Below are 25,445 nucleotides of genomic sequence, written 5' to 3' on the forward strand. Positions count from 1 at the left end.
TGAAAATGTTTCTAAAAAATCTTGACTTTTTGAAAGTTATTAATTATAATAACAATATAGGTAATTACCATATACGAGGAGGAAAATATGAAAAAATGGAAAACAACTTTGGTGGCATTGTTAGCAGTATTTGCACTTACATCTTGTGGCAATAACAAAGCAAACGATACTAGCAATAATGCAGCGTCAAACAAGTCTTCAGAAACTGAAAAAAGTTCAGATAATTCTGAAAAGGCTTTCGAAGGTAAGACATTAACACTAGCAGGTCTTGACGGCGGATATGGAACAAAAGGCTGGAAAAAAGTTATAGCTAACTTTGAAAAAAAGACAGGCGCAAAAGTAGAAGCAAAATTTGAAAAAAATATTCACGAAGTAATAAGACCAGAAATCCAAGCAGGAAATGCTCCTGACGTAATTTATAATAATATTGGACAAGAATCAGGTCTTACAGAAACTATGATTAAAGAAAAAATGCTTATGGATATAAGCGATGTTTTGGACAAAAAAGTTCCAGGAGAAGAAAAAACTGTAGGAGAAAAAATAATTCCAGGATTTACAGATACTGCTGTAACAAATCCTTACGGCGATGGCAAAACATATCTTGCTCCATTATTCTATTCACCAACAGGACTTTGGTATAACAAAGCAATGTTTAAAGATGGTGGCGGAAAATATGAACTTCCAAAAACAATGGATGAATTCTTAGCACTTGGCGAAGAAGCTAAAAAAGATAAAATTTCATTATTTACATATCCTACAACAGGATATTTTGACACATTCTCATTTGCAATGTTCTATAACATTGGTGGAAATGAATTATTTGATAAGTTGATGAACTACGATGCAAAAGCTTGGGAAAATGAAGCTACACCATATTTTGAAACAGTAGGAAAAATTTTGGAATACTTAAATCCAAATACAGTAGCTCAAGCTAACAACGAATCATTTACACAAAACCAACTACAAGTTATGAAAAACGAAGCATTATTTATGCCAAACGGAACTTGGGTAGTTGAAGAAATGAAAGATGCAAAAGGCGTTGCTGATGGATTTGAATGGGGCTTTATGCCACTTCCTTCAATGAAAGACGGCGAAAGATATGCATATTCTTGGTTTGAACAAATATTTGTAACACAAACTGCAAAAGAACCAGAACTTGCTAAAGAATTTCTTGCTTACTTGTACTCAGACGAAGCAGCAAAAGCATTTATAGAAAATGGTGGAGCAGTTCAACCAATCAACGATGTTGAAAATATGATAACAGATGAAAATCAAAAATTATTCTATTCAATCTATGGCGATGATGTAAAAGCAGCTCTAGGTGGATGGGCAGCAGCTCCAGCAGTTGAAGGTGTAGATATGTCAAAAGAATTATTTGATGCTATAAACTCAGTAGCAAATAAAGATAAATCTGTAAAAGATTGGCAAAAAGATGTAGTATCTGCAGCACAAAAAATTTCAGAAGCTGTAAAAGCTGAAAAGTAATTGAAAATAATTAAGGCGGTCTATTCCGCCTTAAATTTTTATAAGGAGTTAATATGAAAAATAGTAAGGATAAAAAACGATTTATAGCCTTAGGATTATTACCTTCATTGATACTTTATACTATCTTTATGGTCTATCCTACCATAAACGTATTTTATGAATCTTTGTTTAAAACAGGGGGCTTGTCTGGAAATAAAACTTTTGTTGGTCTAGCTAATTTTAAATTATTATTTTCTGATAGTAATTTTATTAGGTCTTTTCAAAATACAATATTTTTAATAGTAATAGTTACAATCGTGACTATGTTTTTGGCAATTATTTTCGCATCAATTTTATCAAGAGAAAAAATAGCAGGCCAAAATTTCTTTAGGATTATATTTTATATACCAAACATCCTTTCTATAGCAGTTATTGCATCAATTTTTGCAGCAATTTATGGAATGGATCAAGGTCTTATAAATGGATTTATGAGATTATTTAATGGTAATCATACTAATGTTCCTTTTTTAGGAGATAGGATGTATGTTGTTTATTCAATTGGCTTTGCAATGATTTGGCAAGCGATTGGATATTATATGGTAATGTATATGTCAACTATGAGTCAAATTCCTGAACATTTATATGAGGCAGCAAACCTCGATGGAGCTGGAAAAATTCGCCAATTTTTTGATATTACCTTACCACTTACATGGCAAACAATTAGAACTACATTAACATTTTATGTAATTTCAAATATCAACATAGCTTTCCAAATTATAAAAGCTTTGACAGGCGGAGGACCTGATGGTGCAAGTCTTACCCTATTAAATTATCAATATGAACAAGCCTACACCAATTCATCTTTTGGTTATGGACTTGCTATTGGTGTTGTCGTGTTCTTATTCTCTTTTATTCTTTCAGCAATAATTCATAGATTGACAAAAAGAGATATCATGCAATACTAGGAGAAAAAAATGAAGAAAAAATCAAAACTTTTTAATATATTTATTTATTTGTGTTTGGTTATTTTTGCCTTATCAATTTTAGTCCCAGTTTTTTGGGTTTTTATGGCATCAATAAAAACAAATCCAGAATTTTATGGCAACCCTTGGGCCTTGCCTATGAGTTTTTACTTAAATAACTTTAAAGATGCGTGGGCCGCTGCTAATATGGGAGATTATTTTTTAAATTCTTTGATAGTTACAGCAATTGCTTTGGCTTTGCTTTTGCTTATATCACTTCCATTTTCATATATTTTAGCAAGAATGCAATTTAAAGGAAGAAGATTCGTAACTTCATATATAAAAGCAGGTTTATTTATAAACTTGTCATACATCGTTATACCAATATTTTTAATGTTAAGAGATGTTTCAAAATCTATTCCATTAGCTTTATTAAATAATAGATTTGTCCTTGCATTAATATATGCGTCAACAGCAGTTCCATTTACAGTTTATCTTTTGACAAACTTTTTCTCATCAATTTCTAAATCTTATGAAGAGGCAGCTTATATTGATGGGGCTGGTTATTATAGAACTATGATGGATATAATGATACCTATGGCAAGACCAGCAGTTATTACAGTTATTTTATTTAATTTTTTGAGTTTTTGGAATGAATATATTTTAGCCCTAACTCTTATGACTGATCCATCAAAAAGAACCTTGCCAGTTGGATTAATAAATCTTCAACAAGCAGCAAGAGGAGCAGCGAATTATGGAAGACTTTACGCAGGTCTAGTAATTGTAATGATACCAACATTAATAATTTATATTTTAGTTCAAAAACAACTTACTGAAGGAATGATGGTAGGAGGAGATAAGGGATGATAGATAAAAAAAGAGGAAGATTGACTCTTCCAAGTGAAGCTAATTTTTATGATGAAACTTGCGAAATGCTTGAAAAGCTTGGAGCAGATGCAATAAGAGATTCTGATGGAACATATCTTCCAGATGAGATTAAAGATATAGAAGGAGTTGACATATATACAAACTTCTTTCCAACTCGTGGTCACAACGAATTTGCAGAAACTGTTCCTTTTGAAAGATCTAGATTTTTTTTGATAAGTGATTTTGTAACAGCAACTAGCGATATTACAAAAATAGATTTTCTAAAAGGTTATTACAAAAAACAATTAATAGCTGATTATGATTATGATCCCAAAAAATGGTGGCAAGTTATTGATAGAAGCACAGGCGAAGTAGTTGATCCTTCAAATTGGGAAATTGATAAAGAAAAAGATATAGTTAGTGTAAAAACAATTCCTTATCATGTTTATACAGTAAACTTTTTGGCTTATGGAATTTGGGATCCAGTTCAAATGTACAATCACATAACAAATGATTGGGGAGATGAAGTTGCTCATCATATTCCTTTTGATGTTAGATATGAAAAATCTAGTGAATTTGTAGAAAAAAATTTAGAAAAATGGTTAGAAGAAAATCCAAAAACAAATGTAGTAAGATTTACTACATTCTTCTATCAATTTTCACTTTTCTTTAATGAAGATGCTAAGGAAAAATATGTAGATTGGTTTGGATATTCAAACAGTGTTTCCCCAGAGGCAATGATTGCTTTTGAAAAAGAATATGGTTATAGATTAACCAGCGAAGATTTTGTTGACCAAGGTTTTTATAATAGTAATTACAGAATACCAAGCAAAAAATATTTAGATTACATTGATTTTCAACAAAGATTTGTTTCTAATAAGGCAAAAAAATTAGTTGATCTTGTTCATAAATATGGCAAAAAAGCAATAATGTTTTTGGGAGATCATTGGATTGGAACAGAGCCTTATGGAAAATATTTTAAAAATATAGGACTTGATGGAGTTGTTGGTTCTGTTGGAGATGGAGCAACTTTAAGAATAATTTCAGACATAGATGTTCCTATGACAGAGGGAAGATTTTTACCATACTTTTTCCCAGATGAATTTTATGAAGGAAATGACCCATCAATTGAAGCAAAAGATAATTGGGTAAAGGCAAGACGTGCTTTATTGAGAAATCCTCTTGATAGGATTGGATATGGCGGATACTTATCTCTTGCTTACAAATTTCCAAAATTTATTGATTATATAACAAAAGTTGCAGATGAATTTAGAGAAATTTATGATATTTCATCAAAGGCAAAACCTTATAAGGCTTGTAAAGTTGCAATTTTAAATTCTTGGGGATCTATAAGAACTTGGGGAGCTTATGTTGTAGCTCATGGAAAATGGTTTAAATTAGCTTATTCATACAGTGGAATAATTGAAGCACTTTCTGGTATGGACATGGATGTTAAATTTATTAATTTTGAAGATGTAAAAAAAGGAATTGATAAGGACATTGATGTAATAATTAATGCTGGAGATGCTTATACTGCATTTTCTGGTGGAGAAAATTTCTTAGATCCAGAAGTCCTTGCAAATATTAGAAAATTTGTTTATGAAGGCGGAGGTTTTATAGGAATAGGAGAGCCAAGTGCTTACCAACATCAAGGAAGATTTTTCCAACTTGCAGATGTATTGGGAGTTGATGTTGAAAAAGGATTTTCACAAGGATTTGATAGATATTTTACACAAGAAACTAAAGATCATTTTATAACTAAAGATTTAAAAGAATATAAATATGGGGAAGAAAAACCAAATGTTTATGCAATAAATGAAAAGACTCAAATTTTAAAATATGAAAATAATGAAGTCTATATGGCAGCAAATGATTATGGAAAAGGAAGAAGTTTTTATGCTATGGGCCTTTCCTATAGTTTAGAAAATACAAGATTGTTAAAAAGAGCTATTCACTATGTTTCTCATAAGGAAGATATTTTAGAAAAATATTTTGCTAAAGACATTAGGCTAGAAGTAACTGCTTATCCTGAAATTTCTAAATATTGTGTAATAAACAATTCAAATGAAAAAGTAAAATCTATTGTTTATGATGGAGATAAAAATGCGCACGAAATAGAAATTGATGCAGGCGAAATTATCTGGTTTGAGGAGTAAATATGGATTATTACAAAAAAGAAAAATTAAATAATATTGTACTTTTTATAATATTTGTTCTTGGAGTTATTTTGCAATTTGTAGGACATAGAAAAGCAGGCTATGGCCCACTTTTAATTCAATTTGTTTCACTAGCGCTTATGCTTTTAGTTTTGTTTTTATATAATAGAAGACATGTTTAAGGAGGTTTGATATGGCTGGATTAAAATTCGAGCATATTTATAAAATATATGATAATAAATTTACTGCTGTAAATGACTTTAATTTAGAAATAAAAGATGAAGAGTTTATTGTTTTTGTTGGGCCATCTGGTTGTGGAAAATCTACAACTCTTAGAATGGTTGCAGGACTTGAAGAAATATCAAAAGGAAAGCTATATATTGGAGATAGGTTAGTAAATGATATTGAACCAAAAGATAGAGATATAGCAATGGTATTTCAAAATTATGCTTTATATCCACAAATGACTGTAAAAGATAATATGAGCTACGCTTTAAAAATTGCAAAAGTTCCAAAAGAAGATATAAATAAAAAAGTAAAAGCAGCAGCAGAAGTTTTGGGACTAGAACAATATCTTGATAGAAAGCCTGCAGCTCTTTCTGGTGGTCAAAGACAAAGAGTTGCCTTAGGGCGTGCGATTGTAAGAAATCCTCAAGTATTTTTGATGGACGAGCCTCTTAGTAACTTGGATGCAAAACTTAGAGTGCAAACTAGAGCAGAAATATCAAAACTTCACGAGCAACTTGCAACAACATTTATATATGTAACCCACGATCAAACAGAAGCAATGACTATGGCAGATAGAATTGTAATTATGAATAACGGAGTTATCCAACAAGTAGATACTCCTATAAACGTTTATTCAAAACCAGAAAATCTATTTGTAGCAACTTTCATTGGTTCTCCACAAATGAATTTAATAAGTGGTAAAATAATAAAAGAAGATGACGATTATTATATGGAAAATGAAAATGTAAAATTCCATATTAGTCAAGAAAAAGCATTAAAACTTCAAGATTTAGGATATTTATCAAAAGATATTGTTTGTGGAATTAGACCTGAGCATATATATGATGGATTTAGAAAAACTAATTCAACATTAATAGGACAAGTTGATTTTGTAGAATTATTAGGAGCCCAACAATACGCTTATATTAAGTGCAAAGAAGAAAAAATTACTTGCGCTTTGAGCGTTGAAAATTTATTGGAAAAGAATAAGGAAATAAAAATATACCTAGACGAAGAAAAAATGCATTTCTTTGATAAAGAAAGTCAAAAAAATATTCTTCTATAAGGAGATTTTAAATGAAAAATGTATTGATAACCGGTGGAGCAGGTTATATTGGAAGCCATGTAGCAGTTGAATTATTAAATAAAAATTACAAGGTTATAGTATATGATAATTTAACAAACTCATCAAAAATTTCTGTAAAAAGAGTAGAGGAAATTACTGGCAAAAATATAATTTTTTATGAAGCTGATATACTTGATGAAAAAAAATTAAGCGAAGTTTTTGAAAAAGAAAATATAGATGTAGTAATCCACTGCGCAGCTTTGAAAGCTGTAGGAGAATCAGTGAAAAAACCTCTAGAATATTATCATAACAATATAAGTGGAACTTTGTCCTTATTAAAGATTATGAGAAAATATTCTTGCAAAAATATAATTTTTTCATCATCAGCAACAGTTTATGGAGATCCAGAAAAAGTTCCAATTACTGAAGATTTTCCAAAAGGAATTTGCACAAATCCGTATGGTTGGACAAAATCCATGATGGAACAAATTATGACAGATTTACAAAAATCAGATCCCGAATGGAAAGTTGTTCTTTTGAGGTATTTTAATCCGATAGGAGCTCACGAATCAGGAAAAATTGGAGAAGATCCACAAGGAATTCCAAACAATCTTTTACCATACATCGCCCAAGTTGCTGTAGGAAAACTTGACTATTTGAGAGTTTTTGGAGATGATTATGATACAGTTGATGGAACAGGAGTTAGAGATTACATTCATGTAGTAGATCTTGCAAAAGGCCATGTGCTTTCTGTAGATAAAATTGATAAGCTAGAAGGAGTTTCAATTATAAATCTTGCAACAGGCAATGGATATTCTGTCCTTGAAGTTTTAAAAGCATTTGAAAAAGCTTGTGGCAAGAAAATTTCCTATAAAATTGTAGAAAGACGAGAAGGAGATATTGCAAAATGCTTTGCAGATGCAAGTAAAGCTTACGAAGTATTAGGATGGAAAGTAGAAAAAGGCATTGATGAGATGTGCGAGGATTCATGGAGATGGCAATCACAAAATCCTAACGGTTATGAAGAAAAGGAGTAATAATGAATACAACACTAGTAGTTCTTGCTGCAGGAATTGGCTCAAGATATGGACAAGGAATAAAACAGCTTGCAAAAATGGATGACAACGGTTATACCATAATCGATTATTCAATTTATGATGCAATAAAAGCTGGATTTAATAAGGTTGTTTTTATAATTAGAAAAGATATAGAAGAAGACTTTAAAGAAATAATTGGAAATAGAATTGAAAAAATAGTAGAAGTAGAATATGCTTACCAAGATATGGATTTGCCAAAAGGATTTGAAAGTCCAAAAGACAGAAAAAAACCATGGGGAACAGTTGATGCTTTACTATCTACAAAAAATATAGTAAAAGAACCATTTTTAATAATAAACGCAGACGATTATTATGGAAAAGGTGTGTTTAATTCCCTACACGAATTTCTTGTAACAAGCGATAAAAAAATCGATGACAAGCTACAAATAGCTATGGCAGGATATAAATTAAAAAATACCCTATCAGACAAGGGAGCAGTTACAAGAGGAGTATCTATAGGAAACGAAGAAAATAAATTAGTAGATATAATAGAAACTCACGAAATAAAATTAGAAAAAGATGGAAAAATATCAAGCAAAGAAAATTTAGATAGCGATATACTTAACCTAGAAACAACAGTATCAATGAACCTTTGGGCATCATTCCCAGAATTTATTGATATGAGCGAAGATTATTTTATAAAATATCTAGAAAAAAATAAAGAAAATTTAGATTCATGCGAATACGTTCTTCCAGAAATGATAGGAGAGCTAATAAAAGAAAATAAAGCTGATATAACAATTCTTCCAACAAACGACAAATGGATAGGAATAACTTACAAAGAAGACCTAATACCAGCACAAAAATCCTTCCAAAAAATGTTCGACCAAGGATTATACCCAGATAATATTTGGGAAAAATAAATTTAAAAACACCAAAATAATTTTTGGTGTTTTTTAGTTTGGTTTTTGATTTAAGGAATTTTGTAAAAATTTTATATATTATGTTAATAGAAATTTAATAAGTAATAAAAATACCAAATTTAGTTTCGTAAATTTGGTATTTTTTTGCACTATTTAAATGTGGACTTATAATAATTCTTTATAAAGGTTTTTGATTTCTTCTTGATTTGTATCTCTTGGATTTCCTGGCAAGCAAGCATCTTCAAAAGCAGATTTTGCTAAGAAATCTAAATCTTTTTCATCAACGATTTCTTTTAGATTTTCAGGTATACCAACTTCTTTTGCAAGATCTTTTACAGCTTTTACAGCAGCTTTTCTATATTCATCTTGGCTCATTGAGTCAACATCATTAACTCCCATAGCTTTTGCAATTTCTTTGTATCTTTCTCCAGTTGATTCAGCATTAAATTCCATAACTTTTGGAAGAATAATTGCATTTGCAACTCCGTGAGGTGTATCATAAACTGCTCCAAGAGGGTGAGCCATAGAGTGAACTAAACCTAGTCCAACATTTGAGAATCCCATTCCAGCAACGTATTGACCAAGAGCCATTTTTTCTCTTCCTTCTTTATCATTGTTAACAGCTAATGGAAGATATTTTGCTATTAATTCAATGGCTTTGATATGGAACATATCTGAAAGATCATTTGCGCCTTTTGTAATATAACCTTCGATAGCATGAGTTAATGCATCCATTCCTGTTGCTGCTGTAAGAGATTTTGGCATTGATTCCATCATTTCAGGAGCAACTACTGCAACTATTGGAATGTCATGAGGATCAACGCAAACCATTTTTCTTTCAAGTTCTTCATCAGTTATTACATAATTAATTGTAACCTCAGCAGCTGTACCAGCTGTAGTAGGAACAGCGATTATTGGAGTTGCAGCATTTTTTGTTTCAGCAAGACCTTCAAGGCTTTTAACATCTTCAAATTCAGGATTTGTATTTATAATTGCAGCAGCTTTTGAACAATCAATTACAGAACCGCCACCAATAGCTATAACTGCATCAGCACCAAAATCTTTTAAAACTTTAAGGCCGCCAAGAACATTTTTGATTGTTGGATTTGGTTTGATGTCTGTGTAGAAAGTATATTCTACATCAAGTGCATCGATTTTGTCGGTAACTTTTTTAGCGATATTGTTTTCTTTTAAGAAAGAATCAACAAAAATTGCTATTTTTTTAAATCCCTTGTCATTAATAACTTCTGTTATGCCATCAAGAGCTCCGTATCCATGATAGCTAGTTTCGTTCAAAACAAATTTGTAACCCATAATTTTCTCCTTTAAAATAGTTTATTTTAGTTCATTATAATTCAGAAAATCGTTTTTGTCAAATAATTAATCATCAGGCCAAATAAATTTTTCTTGAATGGTTTTATCGTATTTTTCAAAGTTTTTTGGTTTTTTGTCAGTTATAATATAAGTTATATCTGAAAGATTTGAAAGTTTTATGAAAGAATTTTCATCAAATTTTGATGAGTCTACAAGTAGAACAGTTTTTTTAGAATTTTTAATCATAAGTTTTTTAAGTTGAATTTGTTCATAATCAGCATCATATATATTGTTGAAATCTATCGATTTGCAAGACATAAAATAAATATCTGTTGAAAATTCTGAAATAAAATTTGTAGAAGCGCTTCCTATAAAATAATGAGAATTTGGTTTCAAAAAACCTCCAGAGCAATATATATTTATGTTTCTGTTGTCATTTAACATATAGGGGATAGTTGCTGAATTTGTTATAAGGATAAGTCTTTTGAAATTTTCTAATTTTGGGCACAAAAATTGTACGGTAGACGAAGCGTCCATAAATATTGACATATCTTCTTTAATGAATTTAAGAGCAAGATTAGCAATAATTCTTTTTTCTACTGTGTTAATCTTACTTCTGATGTTACTTGGTTGTATTTGATTTTTTTCCTTTACTAAGGAAGCTCCGCCTCTAACTCTATTAATAGCTCCAGATTTTTCTAAATTTATTAAATCTCTTCTTACTGTAGAAATTGAAATATAAAGTTTCTCAGATATTTCTTGTATACTTACAAATTCTTTTTCTTTTAAAATATCTAGAATTTTTGTCATTCTTTCTTCTGTAATCATATTTTTCTCCTTTTGTTTTTCCTAAAATTATTATATCACTGAACTAATATGAATTCAAATGAAATAAAAAAGGATTTTTGTTGAATTATTATAATAATTTAGTTCAAAATTTACAAAATATAATTTAAATGCTATCATAATATTGTAAAGAAAACATTATCATAAGGAGGTGGAAATGAAAAAATCTTTAGCCATAGATATGGGAGCAACTTCTATAAGAGCTATTCTTGGCTACATAGATAATGGACAGCTTATAACTGAAGAAGTTATGAGATTCAATCATGAAATCAAAGATATAAATGGAAGAAAACAGTGGGATTTTGACGCTATGATTTCAAAAATAGAAAATACTATCTTGAAATATAAGGATGAAATTTCTACTATCGGAGTTGACACTTGGGGAGTTGATTTTGGATTAATTGACAAAAATGGATTGCTTGTTTATAATCCTACTTCTTATAGGGATGAATCTTGTGAAATAGGATTTAAGTCTATAAAAGAAAAAATCGATTTCAATAAATTGTTTGAAAATACTGGTAATCAAATAATGAGTATAAATACTTTATTCCAATTAGAAACAGTAAAGCTAACTAATAAAACTTATTATGAAAAAGCAGAAAAATTGTTAATGACACCTGACTTTATAAATTATTTACTTACTGGCAAAAAATATGGAGAAAGAACTATTTGTTCAACAAGTCAAATGTTTGATTTAGAAAAAGGCGAATGGAATAAAGATTTAGTTGAAAATCTAGGGCTTAATAAAGATTTACTTCCAGAAATTATCAACAATAAAATCGTAATTGGTAGCACAAGAAATTCTTTAATAGATTCTCTTAGAGATTTAGATATTGAGGTTATTTCTGTAGCAAGCCACGATACTGCAAGTGCTGTTTATGTTACTGAATCTTATAATGATGAAGATTGCTTGTTTTTATCAAGTGGAACTTGGTCTCTAATTGGATGTTGTAATCAAAAACCAATTTTAACAGATCAAGCTTATAATTATTCCCTAACAAATGAAACGGGTTATGATAACAAAAATATGTTTTTTAAAAATGTTACGGGACTATATTTAATAGAAAAGTTAAGAGATAGTTTAGTTAAGGAAGATAAAAGCAAGTTTTCATTTGATGAAATAACTAAGCTTGTTGAGAAATCTTCTATAAGTGATGAATGTATTATTGATGTTGATTATGATGTTTTCACGAAAGAATCTGATAATTTCATCGAGGATTTAGATAAATATTTTAAAGAAAAACATAATCTAGCTATTGAAAATAAGAAGGACTATTTTAAAATTATTTATCAAAGCATTGTTGCAAATTATAAGGAAGTAGTTAAGAATATAGAAAGTTGTTTAGGAAAAAAATTTACAAGAATTCACGTTATGGGTGGAGGCTCTCAATCTAAAGTGTTGTGTCAAATGATAGCTGATAAACTTAATATAAAAGTTATAGCAGGACCTAAAGAGGCAACAGCTATAGGAAATATTTTGGCACAATTAGAGTATAAGAATGAAAAAGAAAATATTAGGAAAATTGTAACGGATGGATTTGAAACAATTACATACTTACCTAATAAAAATAATTAAAAAAGAAAGGAAATAATATGACACATCCAAGAATTGGTATTAGACCTATAATCGACGGAAGATGGGGAGGCGTTAGAGAAAGCCTTGAAGAACAAACAATGAATATGGCACATCTTGCAAAAGAATTAATTGAATCTAATTTAAGATATGCTGATGGAGATCCTGTAGAATGTGTAATCTCAAATACAACTATAGGCGGATCTTATGAGGCAAAACAATGTGCTGAGCAATTTTCAACAGAAAATGTTGTAGCAACTTTAAGCGTTACATCTTGCTGGTGCTATGGTACAGAAACAATGGATTTAGATCCAAAAACACTCAAAGCTGTTTGGGGATTAAACGCAACTGAAAGACCAGGAGCTGTTTATCTTGCAGCAGTAATGTCAGCTTATGCACAAAGAGGACTTCCTGCATTTTCAATTTATGGCTCAGAAGTTCAAGAAGCAGATGATAATTCAATAACAGATGATGTAAAAGAAAAAATTCTAAGATTTGCAAGAGCTGCTATCGCTGTTGGACAAATGAGAGATAAGGCTTATGTAAATATTGGTGCAATCTCTATGGGTATAGCAGGTTCTGACGCAAACGCACTTTTCTTCCAAAATTATTTGGGAATGAGAACTGAATGGGTAGATATGACAGAAATTCTTAGAAGAATGAAACTAGGAATTTATGATCATGAAGAATTTGAAAAAGCAAAAAAATGGCAAAAAGAATATATTAAAGAAGGATTTAATATAAATGAAACATTAGATTTACAAGAAAATCTAATGAGATCTAAAGTTGTACCTTACGAAGAAGAATGGGATTTCTGTTTAAAACATGCCCTAATAGTAAGAGATATTTTATTTGGAAATCCAAAGCTTGCAGAAATTGGTTGGTCAGAAGAAGCACTAGGTAAAAATGCTATAGCAGGAGGATTCCAAGGCCAAAGACAATGGACAGATTGGTTACCAAATGCTGACTTTACAGAATCAATTATGGCATCAACTTTTGATTGGAATGGACCAAAAGCTCCAACAGCATTCGCAACAGAAAATGATACATTAAATGGAGTTGCAATGTTATTTGGAACACTTTTAACAAACAGAGCTCCAATATTCTCAGATGTTAGAACATATTGGTCAAAAGATTCTGTTAAAAGAGTTACAGGCTATCAATTAGAAGGAAAAGGTCAAGATGGAATTATCCACTTAATAAATTCAGGAGCTACTTGCTTAGATGCAACAGGAGCTGCAAAAGATGAAGACGGAAATTCTATAATGAAACATTTCTGGGATTTAAAAGATGAAGATATAAAAGCAATGCTTGATAATACAGATTGGTGTCAAGCAAACCACCAATATTTTAGAGGCGGCGGATTCTCATCACACTTTAGAACAAATGCAGAAATGCCAGTTACTATGGTAAGAGTTAATATGGTAGAAGGCGTTGGTCCAACAATTCAAATTGCTGAAGGATATACAGTAAATCTTCCAGATAAAGAATCACAAATTCTAGAAGATAGAACAGATAGAACCTGGCCAACTACATGGTTTGCACCACGTTTAGGCATGGAAGGATTTGAATCAGTATATAAAGTAATGGCAAACTGGGGAGCAAATCACGGTGCAACAGTTTATGGACACGTAGGAGCAGACTTCATAACTTTAGCAAGTATGTTAAGAATTCCAGTTTCATTACACAACGTTGAAGATAAAGATGTATTTAGACCACAAACATTTAATGGATTTGGTACAAAAGATCTTGAAAGTGTAGATTATAGAGCTTGTGAATATTTTGGACCACTATACAAAGGTTAGGAGCAAGCAATGCTAAAAAATATTCCAAAAAATATTTCGCCAGAGCTTTTAAAAGTTCTAGATGAAATGGGACATGGCGATGAAATAGTTCTTTCAGATGGAAATTTTCCATCTGAAAGAATTAACGATAAAGTTGTTAGATGTGATAGTACCGGAGTTACGGATTTATTAAAATCTATATTAGTTCTTTTCCCTCTTGATACTGATTATTCAGATGAACAAGTTTTCTTAATGGAAGTAACTCCGGGCGATACTTATAAGCCTGAAATATGGGAAGATTATAAAAAAGTATTAGATGAATCTAAAGAAAATTATACTATAGGAAATATAGAAAGATTTAAATTCTACGAAAGAGCAAAAGAAGCTTTTGCAGTAGTTCATACTGGCGAAACAGCTCTTTATGCTAACATAATCCTCAAAAAAGGTGTAGTAAAATAAAATAAATTCGGAGGATTTATGGAACAAGTTTTATTAAAAATGCAAAATATTACCAAAACTTTTGGAAATGTTAAGGCTTTAAATAATGTAAACTTAGAGTTGAAATCTGGCGAAGTTCATGCCTTGATGGGAGAAAACGGAGCTGGAAAATCAACTTTAATGAAAATACTTACAGGTGTTTATTCACTTGAAAGTGGAACAGTGACTTATCTAGGAAAAGATGTTAAATTTGACAATACTAAACAAGCACAAGAAGTAGGAATTGCGATAGTTCATCAAGAATTAAATATGCTAAATGATCTTACAGTAGCACAAAATATATTTATTGGAAGAGAATCTATGAATGGTAAGATCATAAACGACAAAGAGATGATTGAAAAATCAAAAGAGCTTTTCAAAATTCTTGAAGTTGACGTAGATCCTAGAACTGTAGTTGGAGAGTTGCCAGTTGGTATCCAACAAATGACAGAAATTGCTAAAGCTATATCTTTAAATGCAAATGTTATTGTATTTGATGAACCTACATCATCATTAACAGAAGAAGAAATTGGACATTTATTTAAAGTTATTGATCGCTTACAAAAAAAGGGCGTTGGAATAATTTATATTTCACACAGGATGGATGAAATAGGAAAAATATCTAATAGAATTACTGTTCTAAGAGATGGTGGATATGTAGGAACTGTAAATACTAAAGAAACAAGTAGAGATGAACTTATCAATATGATGGTTGGTAGAGTTTCTTATGTTGAACCAAAAACAAAATCAAGTATTGCAGATAATGCAGCAGTTGTTCTTGAAGTAAAAAATCTTAACAGAGGCAAAAAAATTAGAGATGTAAGTTTTGTTTTAAAAAAAGGAGAAATTCTTGGAATGGCAGGCTTAATGGGCTCTGGAAGAACAGAAGTTGCAAGAGCTATATTTGGTGCAGATAAATTAGACTCAGGAGAAATTTTATTATATAACAAAAAAGTTAATATAAAAAATACTGAGGATGCAGCAAAACATGGTATAGGATATTTGTCAGAAGATAGAAGAGTTGACGGAGTAATTACTGGTTTTCCAATAAAAGATAATATTTCAATTTGTGCTATTGATGATTTTATCAAAAATAAAATTATTGATGATAAAAAAATAGAAGAAGTTAGCGATAGCTTTGTAACATCCTTAAACATAAAATGTTTTTCATCTGATCAAGTTGTAAAGACACTTTCTGGAGGTAATCAACAAAAAGTAATAGTTGCAAAATGGCTAGTAAGAGATTCTGAAATTTTAATATTTGATGAACCTACTAAAGGTATAGACATTGGTGCAAAAAATGAAATATATAAGATTATAAATAAACTAGCTAAGGCAGGGAAATCTATAATTGTTATCTCATCAGAAATGGATGAAATATTAAGACTTAGCGATAGGATTATCGTTATGGCTGAAGGTAAAAAAGCAGGAGAATTGAAAATAGAAGATGCTAGCCAAGAAAAGATATTAGAATTAGCATCTGTGGAGGATTAGTATGAAAATAAAAAAAGAAAATAAAGGAAAAAAATCGATATTCGGCACCCAACAGGGTATAGCCATGATAGTTTTGGCCATACTGTACATATTCTTTTATATAAAAAGTACGGCTTTTCGTTCAACAACTACACTTGCTAGTATCTTTGATTCTAGTTATTATCTAAGTTTTTTGGCAATAGGTGTAACATTTACAATAGCAACGGGAGCTTTTGATATGTCTATCGGAGCTGTAATGAATACTTCAGCTCTTATTGCAGGATTTATTTCAATAAAAATGGGACTTCCAATAATAGTTGCATTAATTATATCAATAATTATTGGTTTAATATTTGGTTTAATAAATGGTCTGTTGATAACAAAAGCAAAAATTAATCCTTTTGTAACAACTTTAGCTACACAAATGATTGCTGTAGGTTTAGGTTCAATTTTTACAAAAGTGCAAACTGTAAATTATCCATTAAGAGATGCAGCTGATGGTTGGTATAAATCAATTTTCAAATTAGGAAGTGGATTTCCAGTTGGAATAATCGTTGTAGCTTTGGTTGCAATCTTAATGTCAGTAATATTAAGAAAGACAAAATTTGGTAGGTATTTACTAGCCATAGGTTCAAATGAAGAAGCAGCAAGACTTTCAGGAATTAATACAGAAAAATATATAATGCTTTCATTTGTACTTTGTGGGTTCTTCGCTGGTCTTGCAGGAATTGCATATTCTGCTACATATACAACAATAATGCCAGGCGAAGGTGTTGGATTCGAACTAGATGCTATTGCTGCTTCAGTAATAGGTGGATCATCATTGGCAGGTGGAAAAGCAACTATTCTAGGAACAATGATTGGTGTGTTTATAATGACAGTTTTAAAAGTAGGTCTACCATTTATTGGACTTCAATCACACTATCAAATATTAATTACAGGAATTGTATTGTTAATAGCTGTTTACCTAGACGTAATTAGAAATCGTAAAGAAAAATAAATTTTATTAAATAAGGAGAAATTTATGTTTAAAAAAATTAAAAAGGTAAGTATTTTAATGTCAGCTGCACTTTTGTTGGCAGCTTGTGGCTCAAATGAAGCAAAACCAGCAGAAAATAATGCTAGTAACGCACCAACAGAAACTGAAAAGGCTTCTAATGAAAAAGAACAAGCAAGTGATGGCGAAAAAATAAAAGTAGAAGTAGTTGCTAAAGGATTCCAACATCAATTTTGGAAAGCTGTAAACACTGGAGCTGAAAATGCTGCAAAAGACTTAAATGCAGAAATTACTTTCCAAGGTCCAGAAAATGAAACAGCTGTTCAAGAACAAGTACAAATGTTTGCTAATGCTGTAAACAAAAAACCAGCAGCTATAGCATACGCTGCTTTAGATACAAAAGCTTCAATTGATTTATTAAAACAAGCTAAAGATGATAAAATTCCAGTAGTTGGATTTGATTCTGGTGTTCCAAATGCTCCAGAAGGAACAATTCAAGCTACAGCAGCTACAGATAATATAGCAGCTTCAGCAATGGCAGCTGATAAATTATATCCAGAAATAGAAGCAAAATTGAAAAAAGCTTCAGTTGATAAAAAAGTAAGAGTTGGAGTTGTATCTCAAGAAGTAAACTCAGCATCAATTAGTGATAGAACAAAAGGTTTTATCGATAAAATGGTTGAACAAGCTTCAAAACTTGACAATTTAAAAGATAAAATCGCAGTTGTAGGTAATGATAAATTTGCAAATGATGTAAAAGAAAAAGATGCTGCTTTAGTAATAGATTTAGCAGTTCCAGCTAATGTAACTGATGCAGAAGGACAAACTCAAGCACAAACTTTATTAAACAAAGAAGACTTAATAGCAATTTACGGTTCTAACGAATTTGCAGCAAAATCTATTATAAATGCTGACAATGCTGTTGGTGGAAAACTTGGAAAAGATAAAATTATAGGAGTTGGTTTTGACTCTGGTGCAATCCAAATCGACGCAATCAAAAAAGGTGTTTTATTTGGTTCAATTACACAAGATCCAATTTCTATAGGATACAAAGCAGTTGAGCTTGCAGTTAAAGCTTCAAAAGGTGAAAAAGTAGAAGATATTGATACAGGAGCAGTTTGGTATAACGCTGAAAATATTGATAGTAAAGAAGTAAAATCACTACTATACGAATAAAATAGGAAAAAAAATGTCACATGAAAATTTAAAACAAGAGTTAATTGAATATGGAAAAAAATTAGTAGAAGTAGGATTAACTAAAGGAACAGGTGGAAATTTAAGTGTATATATTCCATCAGAAGAAAAAATGTTGATTACTCCTTCAGGAATTGATTTTTTTGATATTAAAGTAGAAGATATAGTAACTATGAAACTAGATGGTACTATTTTAGAAGGGGATAAAAAACCTTCAAGCGAATGGTATATGCATGCAATCCAATATAAAAATAGAGATGATATAACAGCAGTTATTCATGCACATACAACTTATAGTACCGTTGTAGCAACTTTAAGAGAAACTTTGCCACCTGCTCATTATATGATAGCTGTTGCAGGAGTTGATGTAAAGTGTGCAGAGTATGCAACATTTGGTACAAAAGAATTAGCAGAAAATGCTTATGAAGCTATGAAAGATAGATATGCAGTTTTACTTGCAAATCACGGAATATTATCTGGCTCTTATTCGCTTGCGAATGCCTTTAATATAATTGATGAAGTTGAGTATTGTGCAAAAATATATTACATGGCAAAATCTATTGGAAAACCTGTTATTTTAGATGACGATGAAATGACAAAAATGCTTGTTAAATTTAAAGAATATGGACAAGTAAAAGAATAATTAAATTAGCTGTTGCTATATAAAATTTTAATTTTATTGGCAGCAGCTTTTATTTGTGGAGGGGGAAATGTACGATAAAGATTTATTTTTGGAAAAAGTTAAAGAAAATAATATTTATTTGGGAATTGAGCTTGGATCTACTAGGATAAAAGCTATAGCGATTGATAATAGAGCAAAAATAATTTCTAATGGAATATATGAATGGAAAAGTAAATTTGAAAATGGCTATTGGACTTATGATTTTGATTTGTTGACAAAGGGGCTTCAAAGTTCATTTAAAAATTTAAAGGAAAATATTTTTAAAGAGTATGGCTATAAAATTTCAAATTTTAAAGCCATTGGAATTTCTGCGATGATGCATGGACTTTTGGCTTTTGACAAAAATATGAATTTACTTACTCCTTTTAGAACTTGGAGAAATACTAATACCGACAAGGCAAGTTTGTTTTTGAGTGAACTTTATGAATATAATATTCCTCATAGATGGTCTTTTGCTCATTTTTATGAGGCTATATTGAATAAAGAAAATTTTGTAAAAGATGTTGATTATATTTGTACCCTATCATCATATATACATTATTTGCTAACGGGCAAGAAAGTTGTAGGCATAGGAGATGCTTCTGGAATATTTCCTGTGGATGATAGCTTAAATTATAATAAAGATTTTTTGAAAAAAACAAATGATTTAGATGAGATTAAAAATCTTGGAATAAAATTGCAAGATATTTTGCCAAAAGTTATGGTTGCAGGGGAGTGTGCAGGAAAGCTTACAGAAAAAGGAGCGAAATTATTAGATATTGATGGAGATTTAAAGGCGTCAATAAATTTTTGTCCACCAGAAGGCGATGCAGGGACTGGTATGATCGCAACAAATACTATTAGAGAAAATACAGGAAATATTTCTATTGGTACGTCTATATTTTCTATGATAGTTTTGGATCATCAATTAGAAAAATATTATAAAGAAATAGACTTGGTTACAACACCAGATGGCAAACCAGTTGCTATGGTTCATTGTAATAATGGTACAGCTGATTTTGATGGATGGTTAAATATTTTTAAAGAATTTGCTTTAGATTTAAAAATTGATTTTTCTGAAAAAGGAGGAATATATTCCTATTTATTCAATAAAGCCTTGGAAGCAGTTGATGATGAATGTGGTTTTACTATTTTTAATTATTTATCAGGAGAACCTATTAATAAGGTGCTTGATGGCTTACCAATGATAATTAGAGATAAGTCTAATACTCCAAGCCTTTCAAAATTTATATTGGCAAATCTTTACTCCATTATGGCAAGTATTAGAATTGGTCAAGATATACTGACGGAAAAAGAAAATATACAAATAAAACAAATGTATGCTCATGGAGGCGTTTTTAAAACAAAAAAAGTTATGCAAAAAATTGTTGCATCAGCTTTAAATACAAATGTTTCCATATACAAATCTGCAAGTGAAGGCGGTTGTTGGGGAATGGCTTGCTTAGCTATGTATATGGATAAAAAAGATGATTACAAATCATTGGATGATTTTTTGGAAAAGTTTTTGTTTGCAAATCAATCAAAATATACCGAGCTTGCTGATGATAAAATAATAAAAAGCTTTGACAAATTTTTAAATGATTACAAAAAATATTTGCCTATTCAAAGATTTGCTGATGATAATAGAATTTAGTTATAAAAATTTTATATGAATATGCCCTTCTTTAAAGAATTATTCAGTTAAGAAGGGCATCTTTTTTATTAAATTAAATTTTATTTAAGTTAAATATTTATTTAGCAAAAATATAAAAATTAGAGTCAAGAATAAGCGGTATCATTCTGTTTATATCTTCTTTCATTTGATCGTAAGCAATTGTTGATAGATGGTGTTTAATTGAGAAAAAGATTGATTCATGAAATTTTATGCTATCTTGTAAAAATTCTTTAATATTTATATTTTTTTGGTTTTTTGCTATAAAATTTAGCATATAGTACCTATATCTTAGACCGATATCGAATGTAACTTTAAACATTTGATTTAGGTACTTATTTTCATTTCCTATAACAATGAACTTGTGGAATTCTATTTCATTTTCAATATATTTATTTATCAAGTCTGAGCTTAAATTATCAATATCGCAAGATTTTTTTATATTTGAAGTTAAAATTTCGAGTTTTTCAATTTGTTTATCATCAAAATTTTTTGCTGCTATCATAGCACAATATGGTTCTATTGCCATTCTAGAATTATAATATTGATTTAAATGATACATATTTAATTCTGAAACTTTTGTAAATTTTTCATTGTCATCTTTTGTAGCCAAACCAGATTTTATTAATTTTTTTATGGCTGAATTTACAGGAGTTCTTGAAATATTTAAATTGTTGGATATATTAGATTCATTTAAAATTGTTCCAGGTTTTATTTTTAGTTTTATAATTTGTTCTGATAATATTTTATAAGTCAGATCAGAATAGTTAGTAAAAGGATTTTTATTTATATATTTATCAAATTTTTCTTTCATATTTCCTCCTTCTTATTGTTTTTATTTATAAGCAAATAATGTTATTTAAGTAAATCTAGATTATTTTAATATGCAAAAATAAGTTATAGAAGATATAAAGATTATTTTTTGATGAAAACGATTTTTTTATTTAGAATATAGTTAAATGATAATATAAGGAGGAAAATATGTCAAAAAAAATGAAAGCAGCAGTGTTAGTTGATACAGGAAAAATTGAAATAAAAGAAAATGATATTCCTGAAATAAAAGATGATGAGGTTTTAATAAAAGTAAAATATGCTGGAGTTTGTGGATCAGATTTACACTTATTCAAAGGTAAGCATCCATTTAGAAAACCTCCTGTAGTTTTGGGTCATGAAGTTGTTGGTGATGTTGTAGAGATTGGTAAAAATGTAAATGAATTTAAATTAGGTGATAAGGTTACTGTTGAACCTCATAAGGGATGCGGGCATTGTGAATACTGTGAAAAAGGTCTTGTTAATTTATGTCTAAATAAATCTGCACCAGGAACAGGTGATTGGACTGGTACATTTGTAGAATATTTTAATGCTCCTGAAAAGTATGTTCACAAGGTTAAAGATGAAGCAAGTTATGAAAGTGCAGTTTTGGCAGAGCCTGCAGCAGTTTCAATTCACGCATTAAATAGATTTGAAAGTCATGGTGATACTTTAACAATAATTGGTATGGGTAGCATTGGATTGTTGGCATTAAAAGTAGCGAAAAGACAAAATCTTTATAAAAATATAATTTGTGTTGATTTGGATGAATTTACTTTAAAAGAAGCTAAAGAAAATGGTGCTGATTATATTATTAATCCTTCAAAAGAAAATATGGTAGAAAAAGTTTCAAGTATTACCAATAATGAAGGTTGCGAAAATATTTTGCTAAGTACAGGTTATACAAAAATTTTAACTGAAGCTGGTAAGATTGCAAAGAAAAGAGGACAAATAGTTTTAGTTGCAATGATAACAGATGATATACCATATTATAGTTATGATTTAGTATTTAAAGAACTAAAATTAATAGGAGCTATGACCTATACAAGTAAAGATTTTGAAGAGGCAATTGAACTAATTAATAATGACATAGGCTGGGAAAGTTTTGTAACTAAAAAATATCCTATAGATGAAAGTCAAGATGCATTAGAATTATTAAGAGATAGGACAGAAGATACTGTAAAAATTTTAATCGATATGAACCTTAAATGAAGGGGTTAATTATGAAAAAGAAACATGCTCTTTATAGTTTAGTAGTAATATTTTTATCACTTTTCTTTGTTTCTTGTGGAAATAAAGAAAAAGATGTTAAAGTATTAAAGCTATGCCATATTCAATCTGAATCTGATTTATGGCATAAAGCTAGTTTGAAATTTAAAGAAGAAGTTGAAAAAAATTCTGATGGTAAAATAGAAGTTAAAATTTATCCAAACTCAACCTTAGGTGGAGATAGGGATATAGTTGAGGGAATGCAAATAGGATCTATTGATATAGGATTAATAGCAGGAGTACTAAGTAACTTTGAACATTCTTTCAATTTATTAGAGATACCTTATATTTTTGACGATGAAACCCATTATAAAAATGTAGTAAACGGTGAAGTTGGTCAAATAATGTGTGACAGATTAAGAGAAAAATCTGGAATAAGAGTTTTAGATTTTTGGGATAGGGGTCCTAGACATATTAGTTCAAACAAAGAAATAAAAAATGTTGACGATATTAAAGGATTAAAAATCAGAATTCCAGAAATTGAAGCTATGAAAGTTGTTTGGGAAGGCTTAGGAGCATCTCCAACAACAATGGCTTGGGGTGAAGTTTATACTGCTTTGAGTCAAAACGTAATTGAAGCTGAAGAAAATCCTATTCCGTTTATGTTTAGTGGAAGGATGCAAGAAGTTCAATCTAATATATCATTAACAGCACATAAATATGAATATGTAACATTTTCATTTAGTGAATCAACTTGGAAATCTTTAAATAAAGATGATAGAAAAATAATAAAAGATGCTTCTAAAGTAGCGGCAGAATATCAAAATGAAGAAGTTAAAAAAGTTACAGATGAAATGTTAAAACAAATGCAAGAAGATGGTATGAAAGTTACTGAACCTGATAGGGAATCATTTAGAAGTAAAGCTATGCCAATAGCAGAGAAATATGCAAATTCAATTGATAAAGAATTATATCAAAAGATTTTAGAAAGCAAAGGAAATTAGTATGAAAAAAACTTTAGACTTAATCCAAAAGTTAATAAATATTTTCTTATCTGCAGCTATATTTGCAATGACTTTAATTATTTTTCTTCAAGTTATATCAAGATATATATTTAATAGTCCTCTTGTTTGGTCAGAAGAGTTGTCAAGATATTTATTTGTTTGGATATCATTTTTAGCAATAGCTGATGCGGTTAGGACTAAAAGTCATATAGCATTAAGTATTTTAACAGATAGAATGAGTGAAGATAGAAAACAAATAGTTTCTAGGTTAAATTATAGCTTAACTTGTATTATTGGAATAATAATTACATATGGAGGAATTGTTTTAATGAATCTAGGAGTTCATCAAAGCTCTGCTACATTAGGAGTTCCCATGTTTTTAGTTTATTTAGTAATACCAGTTTCAGGTGTACTAATCAGTATATTCTCCGTTGAGAAAATATTTACAAAGGAAGGGATGGCAGATAATGATTAATAATATTTTGCTGATTTTAATATTCCTAGTATTCTTATTTTTAGGATTGCCAGTTGGATTCGCAATAATTTTATCTACTTTATCAGGTTTAATTATTCAACAAGAACCTTTAGCTTTAATTTCTCAAAGATTTTTTACAGCAATTGATTCATTTTCTTTGATGGCTATACCATTGTTTATGTTTGCAGGGTCAATAATGAGTAAAGGTACTATTACCAAAAGATTAATAGATTTTGCTTTGGTAATTTTTTATAAATCAAGAGGGGCTTTGGCAAAGGTCGTAACTGTAACTGGAATAGTTATGGGAGGTATCTCAGGATCGGGAGTAGCGGATACTGCGGCTTTAGGTTCAATACTATTTCCAGAAATGAAAGATAGAAATTATGATCAAGGATTTTCTGCAGCAGTAATTGCATCATCAGGAAGTATTGGATTGATAATTCCCCCAAGTATTGCTTTAATTGTATACGGAGTCAGCACTCAAACATCAATAGGTGATTTATTTATGGGAGGATTAATACCTGGTGTTTTAATAGGCTTATGTTTTTTACTATATTGCCACTTTGTTGCAACAAAAAACAATTACCCCAAAGAAAATAATATTAGTAAGGAAGAAAAAATAAAAAAATTTAAGGATTCTATTTTTGCACTATTTATGCCTATAATTATAATTGTAGGAATCAGAGGAGGAATATTTACTCCAACAGAAGGTGGAGCAATTGTATCAGTGTATGCACTAATAATTAGTATTTTTGTATATAAAGATATAAAATTAAAAGATTTAAAATCTATATGTCTTGATGCAGCTTTATCTACTGCAGCAATTACTCTAATTATATGTGCAACAAGTGCATTAACTTGGTTTTTAGCATCAAATGAAATTCCTCAAAGAGTTTCAATGTATATAATATCTCTAACTGATAACAAGTTAGCGTTGATACTATTGATGTCGATTTTACTATTAATTGTAGGAATGTTTATCGATAGCAGCCCTGCAATAATGATGTTATCACCAATTTTATATCCTATAGCTAGTTCAATTGGAATAAATCCAGTGCAATTTGGTGTTTTTATGGTAATTTTACTAACAGTTGGCTTACTAACTCCCCCTGTTGGAACAGCCTTATATGTTGTAAGTAATATATCAAAAATATCAATAGAAAAGATTTCAAAATCATTAATGCCATTTTGGTTTATTATGATTGCTGTCGCAATTTTTGTAGCCTTATTCCCTATACTAACATTAAGTTAAG

Annotated in this window: 23 protein-coding genes; 20 read left to right on the forward strand and 3 right to left on the reverse strand. The window is 30.0% G+C overall.

Annotation, left to right across the window (positions count from 1 at the left end):
- Positions 1-87 precede the first annotated feature (87 nt).
- The 8 genes from HMPREF2782_RS03940 to HMPREF2782_RS03975 are packed head-to-tail and all read left to right on the forward strand — an operon-like array spanning position 88 to position 8,703.
- A complete protein-coding gene (locus HMPREF2782_RS03940; protein WP_019118440.1) occupies positions 88-1,485 on the forward strand; it encodes a carbohydrate ABC transporter substrate-binding protein in 1,398 nt (465 codons plus the stop codon).
- 53 nt (positions 1,486-1,538) lie between these two features.
- Positions 1,539-2,429, forward strand: coding sequence for a carbohydrate ABC transporter permease (locus HMPREF2782_RS03945; RefSeq protein ID WP_070605901.1), 891 nt, complete (start codon positions 1,539-1,541; stop codon positions 2,427-2,429).
- Positions 2,430-2,438: 9 nt separating this feature from the next.
- On the forward strand, positions 2,439-3,293 hold the full coding sequence (locus HMPREF2782_RS03950) for a carbohydrate ABC transporter permease (RefSeq protein ID WP_004839240.1): 855 nt from the start codon (positions 2,439-2,441) through the stop codon (positions 3,291-3,293).
- Positions 3,290-5,449, forward strand: coding sequence for a 1,3-beta-galactosyl-N-acetylhexosamine phosphorylase (gene gnpA, locus HMPREF2782_RS03955; RefSeq protein WP_070641024.1), 2,160 nt, complete (start codon positions 3,290-3,292; stop codon positions 5,447-5,449). Before HMPREF2782_RS03950 ends, gnpA begins: the two co-directional genes overlap by 4 nt.
- A 2-nt stretch (positions 5,450-5,451) precedes the next feature.
- Positions 5,452-5,631: a DUF6903 family protein gene (locus HMPREF2782_RS03960; RefSeq protein ID WP_004839238.1), complete on the forward strand. Its 180-nt coding sequence runs from the start codon at positions 5,452-5,454 to the stop codon at positions 5,629-5,631.
- Between the two features lie 11 nt (positions 5,632-5,642).
- Positions 5,643-6,743, forward strand: a complete 1,101-nt coding sequence (locus HMPREF2782_RS03965) for an ABC transporter ATP-binding protein (protein ID WP_070605903.1) — start codon at positions 5,643-5,645, stop codon at positions 6,741-6,743.
- A gap of 11 nt (positions 6,744-6,754) precedes the next feature.
- Positions 6,755-7,780 carry a UDP-glucose 4-epimerase GalE gene (galE, locus tag HMPREF2782_RS03970; protein ID WP_070641026.1) on the forward strand — a complete coding sequence of 342 codons (1,026 nt, stop codon included), beginning with the start codon at positions 6,755-6,757 and terminating at the stop codon, positions 7,778-7,780.
- A 2-nt stretch (positions 7,781-7,782) separates the two neighbouring features.
- A complete protein-coding gene (locus HMPREF2782_RS03975; protein WP_070641028.1) occupies positions 7,783-8,703 on the forward strand; it encodes a nucleotidyltransferase family protein in 921 nt (306 codons plus the stop codon).
- Positions 8,704-8,868: 165 nt separating this feature from the next.
- On the opposite strand, the gene fucO is transcribed toward HMPREF2782_RS03975, so the two are convergent.
- Positions 8,869-10,017 (reverse strand): lactaldehyde reductase, encoded by a 1,149-nt coding sequence (fucO, locus tag HMPREF2782_RS03980; RefSeq protein WP_070641030.1) that lies wholly within the window; start codon positions 10,015-10,017, stop codon positions 8,869-8,871.
- A 66-nt stretch (positions 10,018-10,083) separates the two neighbouring features.
- Positions 10,084-10,845 (reverse strand): DeoR/GlpR family DNA-binding transcription regulator, encoded by a 762-nt coding sequence (locus HMPREF2782_RS03985; RefSeq protein ID WP_070641032.1) that lies wholly within the window; start codon positions 10,843-10,845, stop codon positions 10,084-10,086.
- Between the two features lie 175 nt (positions 10,846-11,020).
- Between HMPREF2782_RS03985 and HMPREF2782_RS03990 the strand changes: the two genes are divergently transcribed.
- From HMPREF2782_RS03990 to HMPREF2782_RS04025, 8 genes are all read left to right on the forward strand, one after another.
- Positions 11,021-12,439 (forward strand): rhamnulokinase, encoded by a 1,419-nt coding sequence (locus tag HMPREF2782_RS03990; RefSeq protein WP_070641034.1) that lies wholly within the window; start codon positions 11,021-11,023, stop codon positions 12,437-12,439.
- A 17-nt stretch (positions 12,440-12,456) separates the two neighbouring features.
- Entirely contained in the window at positions 12,457-14,241 is a 1,785-nt protein-coding gene (locus HMPREF2782_RS03995; RefSeq protein WP_070641036.1) for an L-fucose isomerase, read from the forward strand.
- Between the two features lie 9 nt (positions 14,242-14,250).
- Positions 14,251-14,679 carry an L-fucose mutarotase gene (fucU, locus tag HMPREF2782_RS04000; protein ID WP_019118427.1) on the forward strand — a complete coding sequence of 143 codons (429 nt, stop codon included), beginning with the start codon at positions 14,251-14,253 and terminating at the stop codon, positions 14,677-14,679.
- 18 nt (positions 14,680-14,697) lie between these two features.
- Positions 14,698-16,191: a sugar ABC transporter ATP-binding protein gene (locus HMPREF2782_RS04005; protein WP_070641038.1), complete on the forward strand. Its 1,494-nt coding sequence runs from the start codon at positions 14,698-14,700 to the stop codon at positions 16,189-16,191.
- A gap of 1 nt (position 16,192) precedes the next feature.
- The gene (locus tag HMPREF2782_RS04010; protein WP_070641040.1) at positions 16,193-17,170 is read left to right on the forward strand and encodes an ABC transporter permease; all 978 of its coding nucleotides are present in this window, start codon (positions 16,193-16,195) and stop codon (positions 17,168-17,170) included.
- 24 nt (positions 17,171-17,194) lie between these two features.
- The gene (locus HMPREF2782_RS04015) at positions 17,195-18,343 is read left to right on the forward strand and encodes a substrate-binding domain-containing protein (protein ID WP_070641042.1); all 1,149 of its coding nucleotides are present in this window, start codon (positions 17,195-17,197) and stop codon (positions 18,341-18,343) included.
- A gap of 13 nt (positions 18,344-18,356) precedes the next feature.
- Complete coding sequence (locus HMPREF2782_RS04020; RefSeq protein WP_019118425.1) at positions 18,357-19,004, forward strand: L-fuculose-phosphate aldolase; 648 nt, start codon at positions 18,357-18,359, stop codon at positions 19,002-19,004.
- A gap of 67 nt (positions 19,005-19,071) precedes the next feature.
- Entirely contained in the window at positions 19,072-20,676 is a 1,605-nt protein-coding gene (locus tag HMPREF2782_RS04025) for an FGGY-family carbohydrate kinase (RefSeq protein ID WP_070641044.1), read from the forward strand.
- 97 nt (positions 20,677-20,773) lie between these two features.
- Here HMPREF2782_RS04025 and HMPREF2782_RS04030 read toward each other — a convergent pair whose 3' ends face one another.
- The gene (locus HMPREF2782_RS04030; protein WP_070641046.1) at positions 20,774-21,508 is read right to left on the reverse strand and encodes a GntR family transcriptional regulator; all 735 of its coding nucleotides are present in this window, start codon (positions 21,506-21,508) and stop codon (positions 20,774-20,776) included.
- Between the two features lie 167 nt (positions 21,509-21,675).
- Here HMPREF2782_RS04030 and HMPREF2782_RS04035 point away from each other — a divergent pair, with 167 nt between their 5' ends.
- Genes HMPREF2782_RS04035 through HMPREF2782_RS04050 form a run of 4 tightly spaced genes read left to right on the forward strand, consistent with a single transcriptional unit; the run spans position 21,676 to position 25,444 of the window.
- Entirely contained in the window at positions 21,676-22,716 is a 1,041-nt protein-coding gene (locus HMPREF2782_RS04035) for a zinc-dependent alcohol dehydrogenase (protein ID WP_222563136.1), read from the forward strand.
- 11 nt (positions 22,717-22,727) lie between these two features.
- The gene (locus HMPREF2782_RS04040) at positions 22,728-23,717 is read left to right on the forward strand and encodes a TRAP transporter substrate-binding protein (protein WP_070641047.1); all 990 of its coding nucleotides are present in this window, start codon (positions 22,728-22,730) and stop codon (positions 23,715-23,717) included.
- 1 nt (position 23,718) lies between these two features.
- Positions 23,719-24,192 (forward strand): TRAP transporter small permease, encoded by a 474-nt coding sequence (locus HMPREF2782_RS04045; protein WP_070641049.1) that lies wholly within the window; start codon positions 23,719-23,721, stop codon positions 24,190-24,192.
- Positions 24,185-25,444 carry a TRAP transporter large permease gene (locus HMPREF2782_RS04050; protein ID WP_070641051.1) on the forward strand — a complete coding sequence of 420 codons (1,260 nt, stop codon included), beginning with the start codon at positions 24,185-24,187 and terminating at the stop codon, positions 25,442-25,444. The genes HMPREF2782_RS04045 and HMPREF2782_RS04050 overlap by 8 nt, the downstream gene beginning before the upstream one ends.
- The last annotated feature ends 1 nt before the right edge of the window (position 25,445 follow it).

Source organism: Anaerococcus sp. HMSC068A02, assembly GCF_001811125.1.
GTDB lineage: Bacteria > Bacillota > Clostridia > Tissierellales > Peptoniphilaceae > Anaerococcus > Anaerococcus vaginalis_C.

Coding starts and splice junctions, on each gene's coding strand:
- HMPREF2782_RS03940 (WP_019118440.1), top strand. CDS start 88: ATGAAAAAATGGAAAACAACTTTGGTGGCATTGTTAGCAGTATTTGCA.
- HMPREF2782_RS03945 (WP_070605901.1), top strand. CDS start 1,539: ATGAAAAATAGTAAGGATAAAAAACGATTTATAGCCTTAGGATTATTA.
- HMPREF2782_RS03950 (WP_004839240.1), top strand. CDS start 2,439: ATGAAGAAAAAATCAAAACTTTTTAATATATTTATTTATTTGTGTTTG.
- gnpA (WP_070641024.1), top strand. CDS start 3,290: ATGATAGATAAAAAAAGAGGAAGATTGACTCTTCCAAGTGAAGCTAAT.
- HMPREF2782_RS03960 (WP_004839238.1), top strand. CDS start 5,452: ATGGATTATTACAAAAAAGAAAAATTAAATAATATTGTACTTTTTATA.
- HMPREF2782_RS03965 (WP_070605903.1), top strand. CDS start 5,643: ATGGCTGGATTAAAATTCGAGCATATTTATAAAATATATGATAATAAA.
- galE (WP_070641026.1), top strand. CDS start 6,755: ATGAAAAATGTATTGATAACCGGTGGAGCAGGTTATATTGGAAGCCAT.
- HMPREF2782_RS03975 (WP_070641028.1), top strand. CDS start 7,783: ATGAATACAACACTAGTAGTTCTTGCTGCAGGAATTGGCTCAAGATAT.
- fucO (WP_070641030.1), bottom strand. CDS start 10,017: ATGGGTTACAAATTTGTTTTGAACGAAACTAGCTATCATGGATACGGA.
- HMPREF2782_RS03985 (WP_070641032.1), bottom strand. CDS start 10,845: ATGATTACAGAAGAAAGAATGACAAAAATTCTAGATATTTTAAAAGAA.
- HMPREF2782_RS03990 (WP_070641034.1), top strand. CDS start 11,021: ATGAAAAAATCTTTAGCCATAGATATGGGAGCAACTTCTATAAGAGCT.
- HMPREF2782_RS03995 (WP_070641036.1), top strand. CDS start 12,457: ATGACACATCCAAGAATTGGTATTAGACCTATAATCGACGGAAGATGG.
- fucU (WP_019118427.1), top strand. CDS start 14,251: ATGCTAAAAAATATTCCAAAAAATATTTCGCCAGAGCTTTTAAAAGTT.
- HMPREF2782_RS04005 (WP_070641038.1), top strand. CDS start 14,698: ATGGAACAAGTTTTATTAAAAATGCAAAATATTACCAAAACTTTTGGA.
- HMPREF2782_RS04010 (WP_070641040.1), top strand. CDS start 16,193: ATGAAAATAAAAAAAGAAAATAAAGGAAAAAAATCGATATTCGGCACC.
- HMPREF2782_RS04015 (WP_070641042.1), top strand. CDS start 17,195: ATGTTTAAAAAAATTAAAAAGGTAAGTATTTTAATGTCAGCTGCACTT.
- HMPREF2782_RS04020 (WP_019118425.1), top strand. CDS start 18,357: ATGTCACATGAAAATTTAAAACAAGAGTTAATTGAATATGGAAAAAAA.
- HMPREF2782_RS04025 (WP_070641044.1), top strand. CDS start 19,072: ATGTACGATAAAGATTTATTTTTGGAAAAAGTTAAAGAAAATAATATT.
- HMPREF2782_RS04030 (WP_070641046.1), bottom strand. CDS start 21,508: ATGAAAGAAAAATTTGATAAATATATAAATAAAAATCCTTTTACTAAC.
- HMPREF2782_RS04035 (WP_222563136.1), top strand. CDS start 21,676: ATGTCAAAAAAAATGAAAGCAGCAGTGTTAGTTGATACAGGAAAAATT.
- HMPREF2782_RS04040 (WP_070641047.1), top strand. CDS start 22,728: ATGAAAAAGAAACATGCTCTTTATAGTTTAGTAGTAATATTTTTATCA.
- HMPREF2782_RS04045 (WP_070641049.1), top strand. CDS start 23,719: ATGAAAAAAACTTTAGACTTAATCCAAAAGTTAATAAATATTTTCTTA.
- HMPREF2782_RS04050 (WP_070641051.1), top strand. CDS start 24,185: ATGATTAATAATATTTTGCTGATTTTAATATTCCTAGTATTCTTATTT.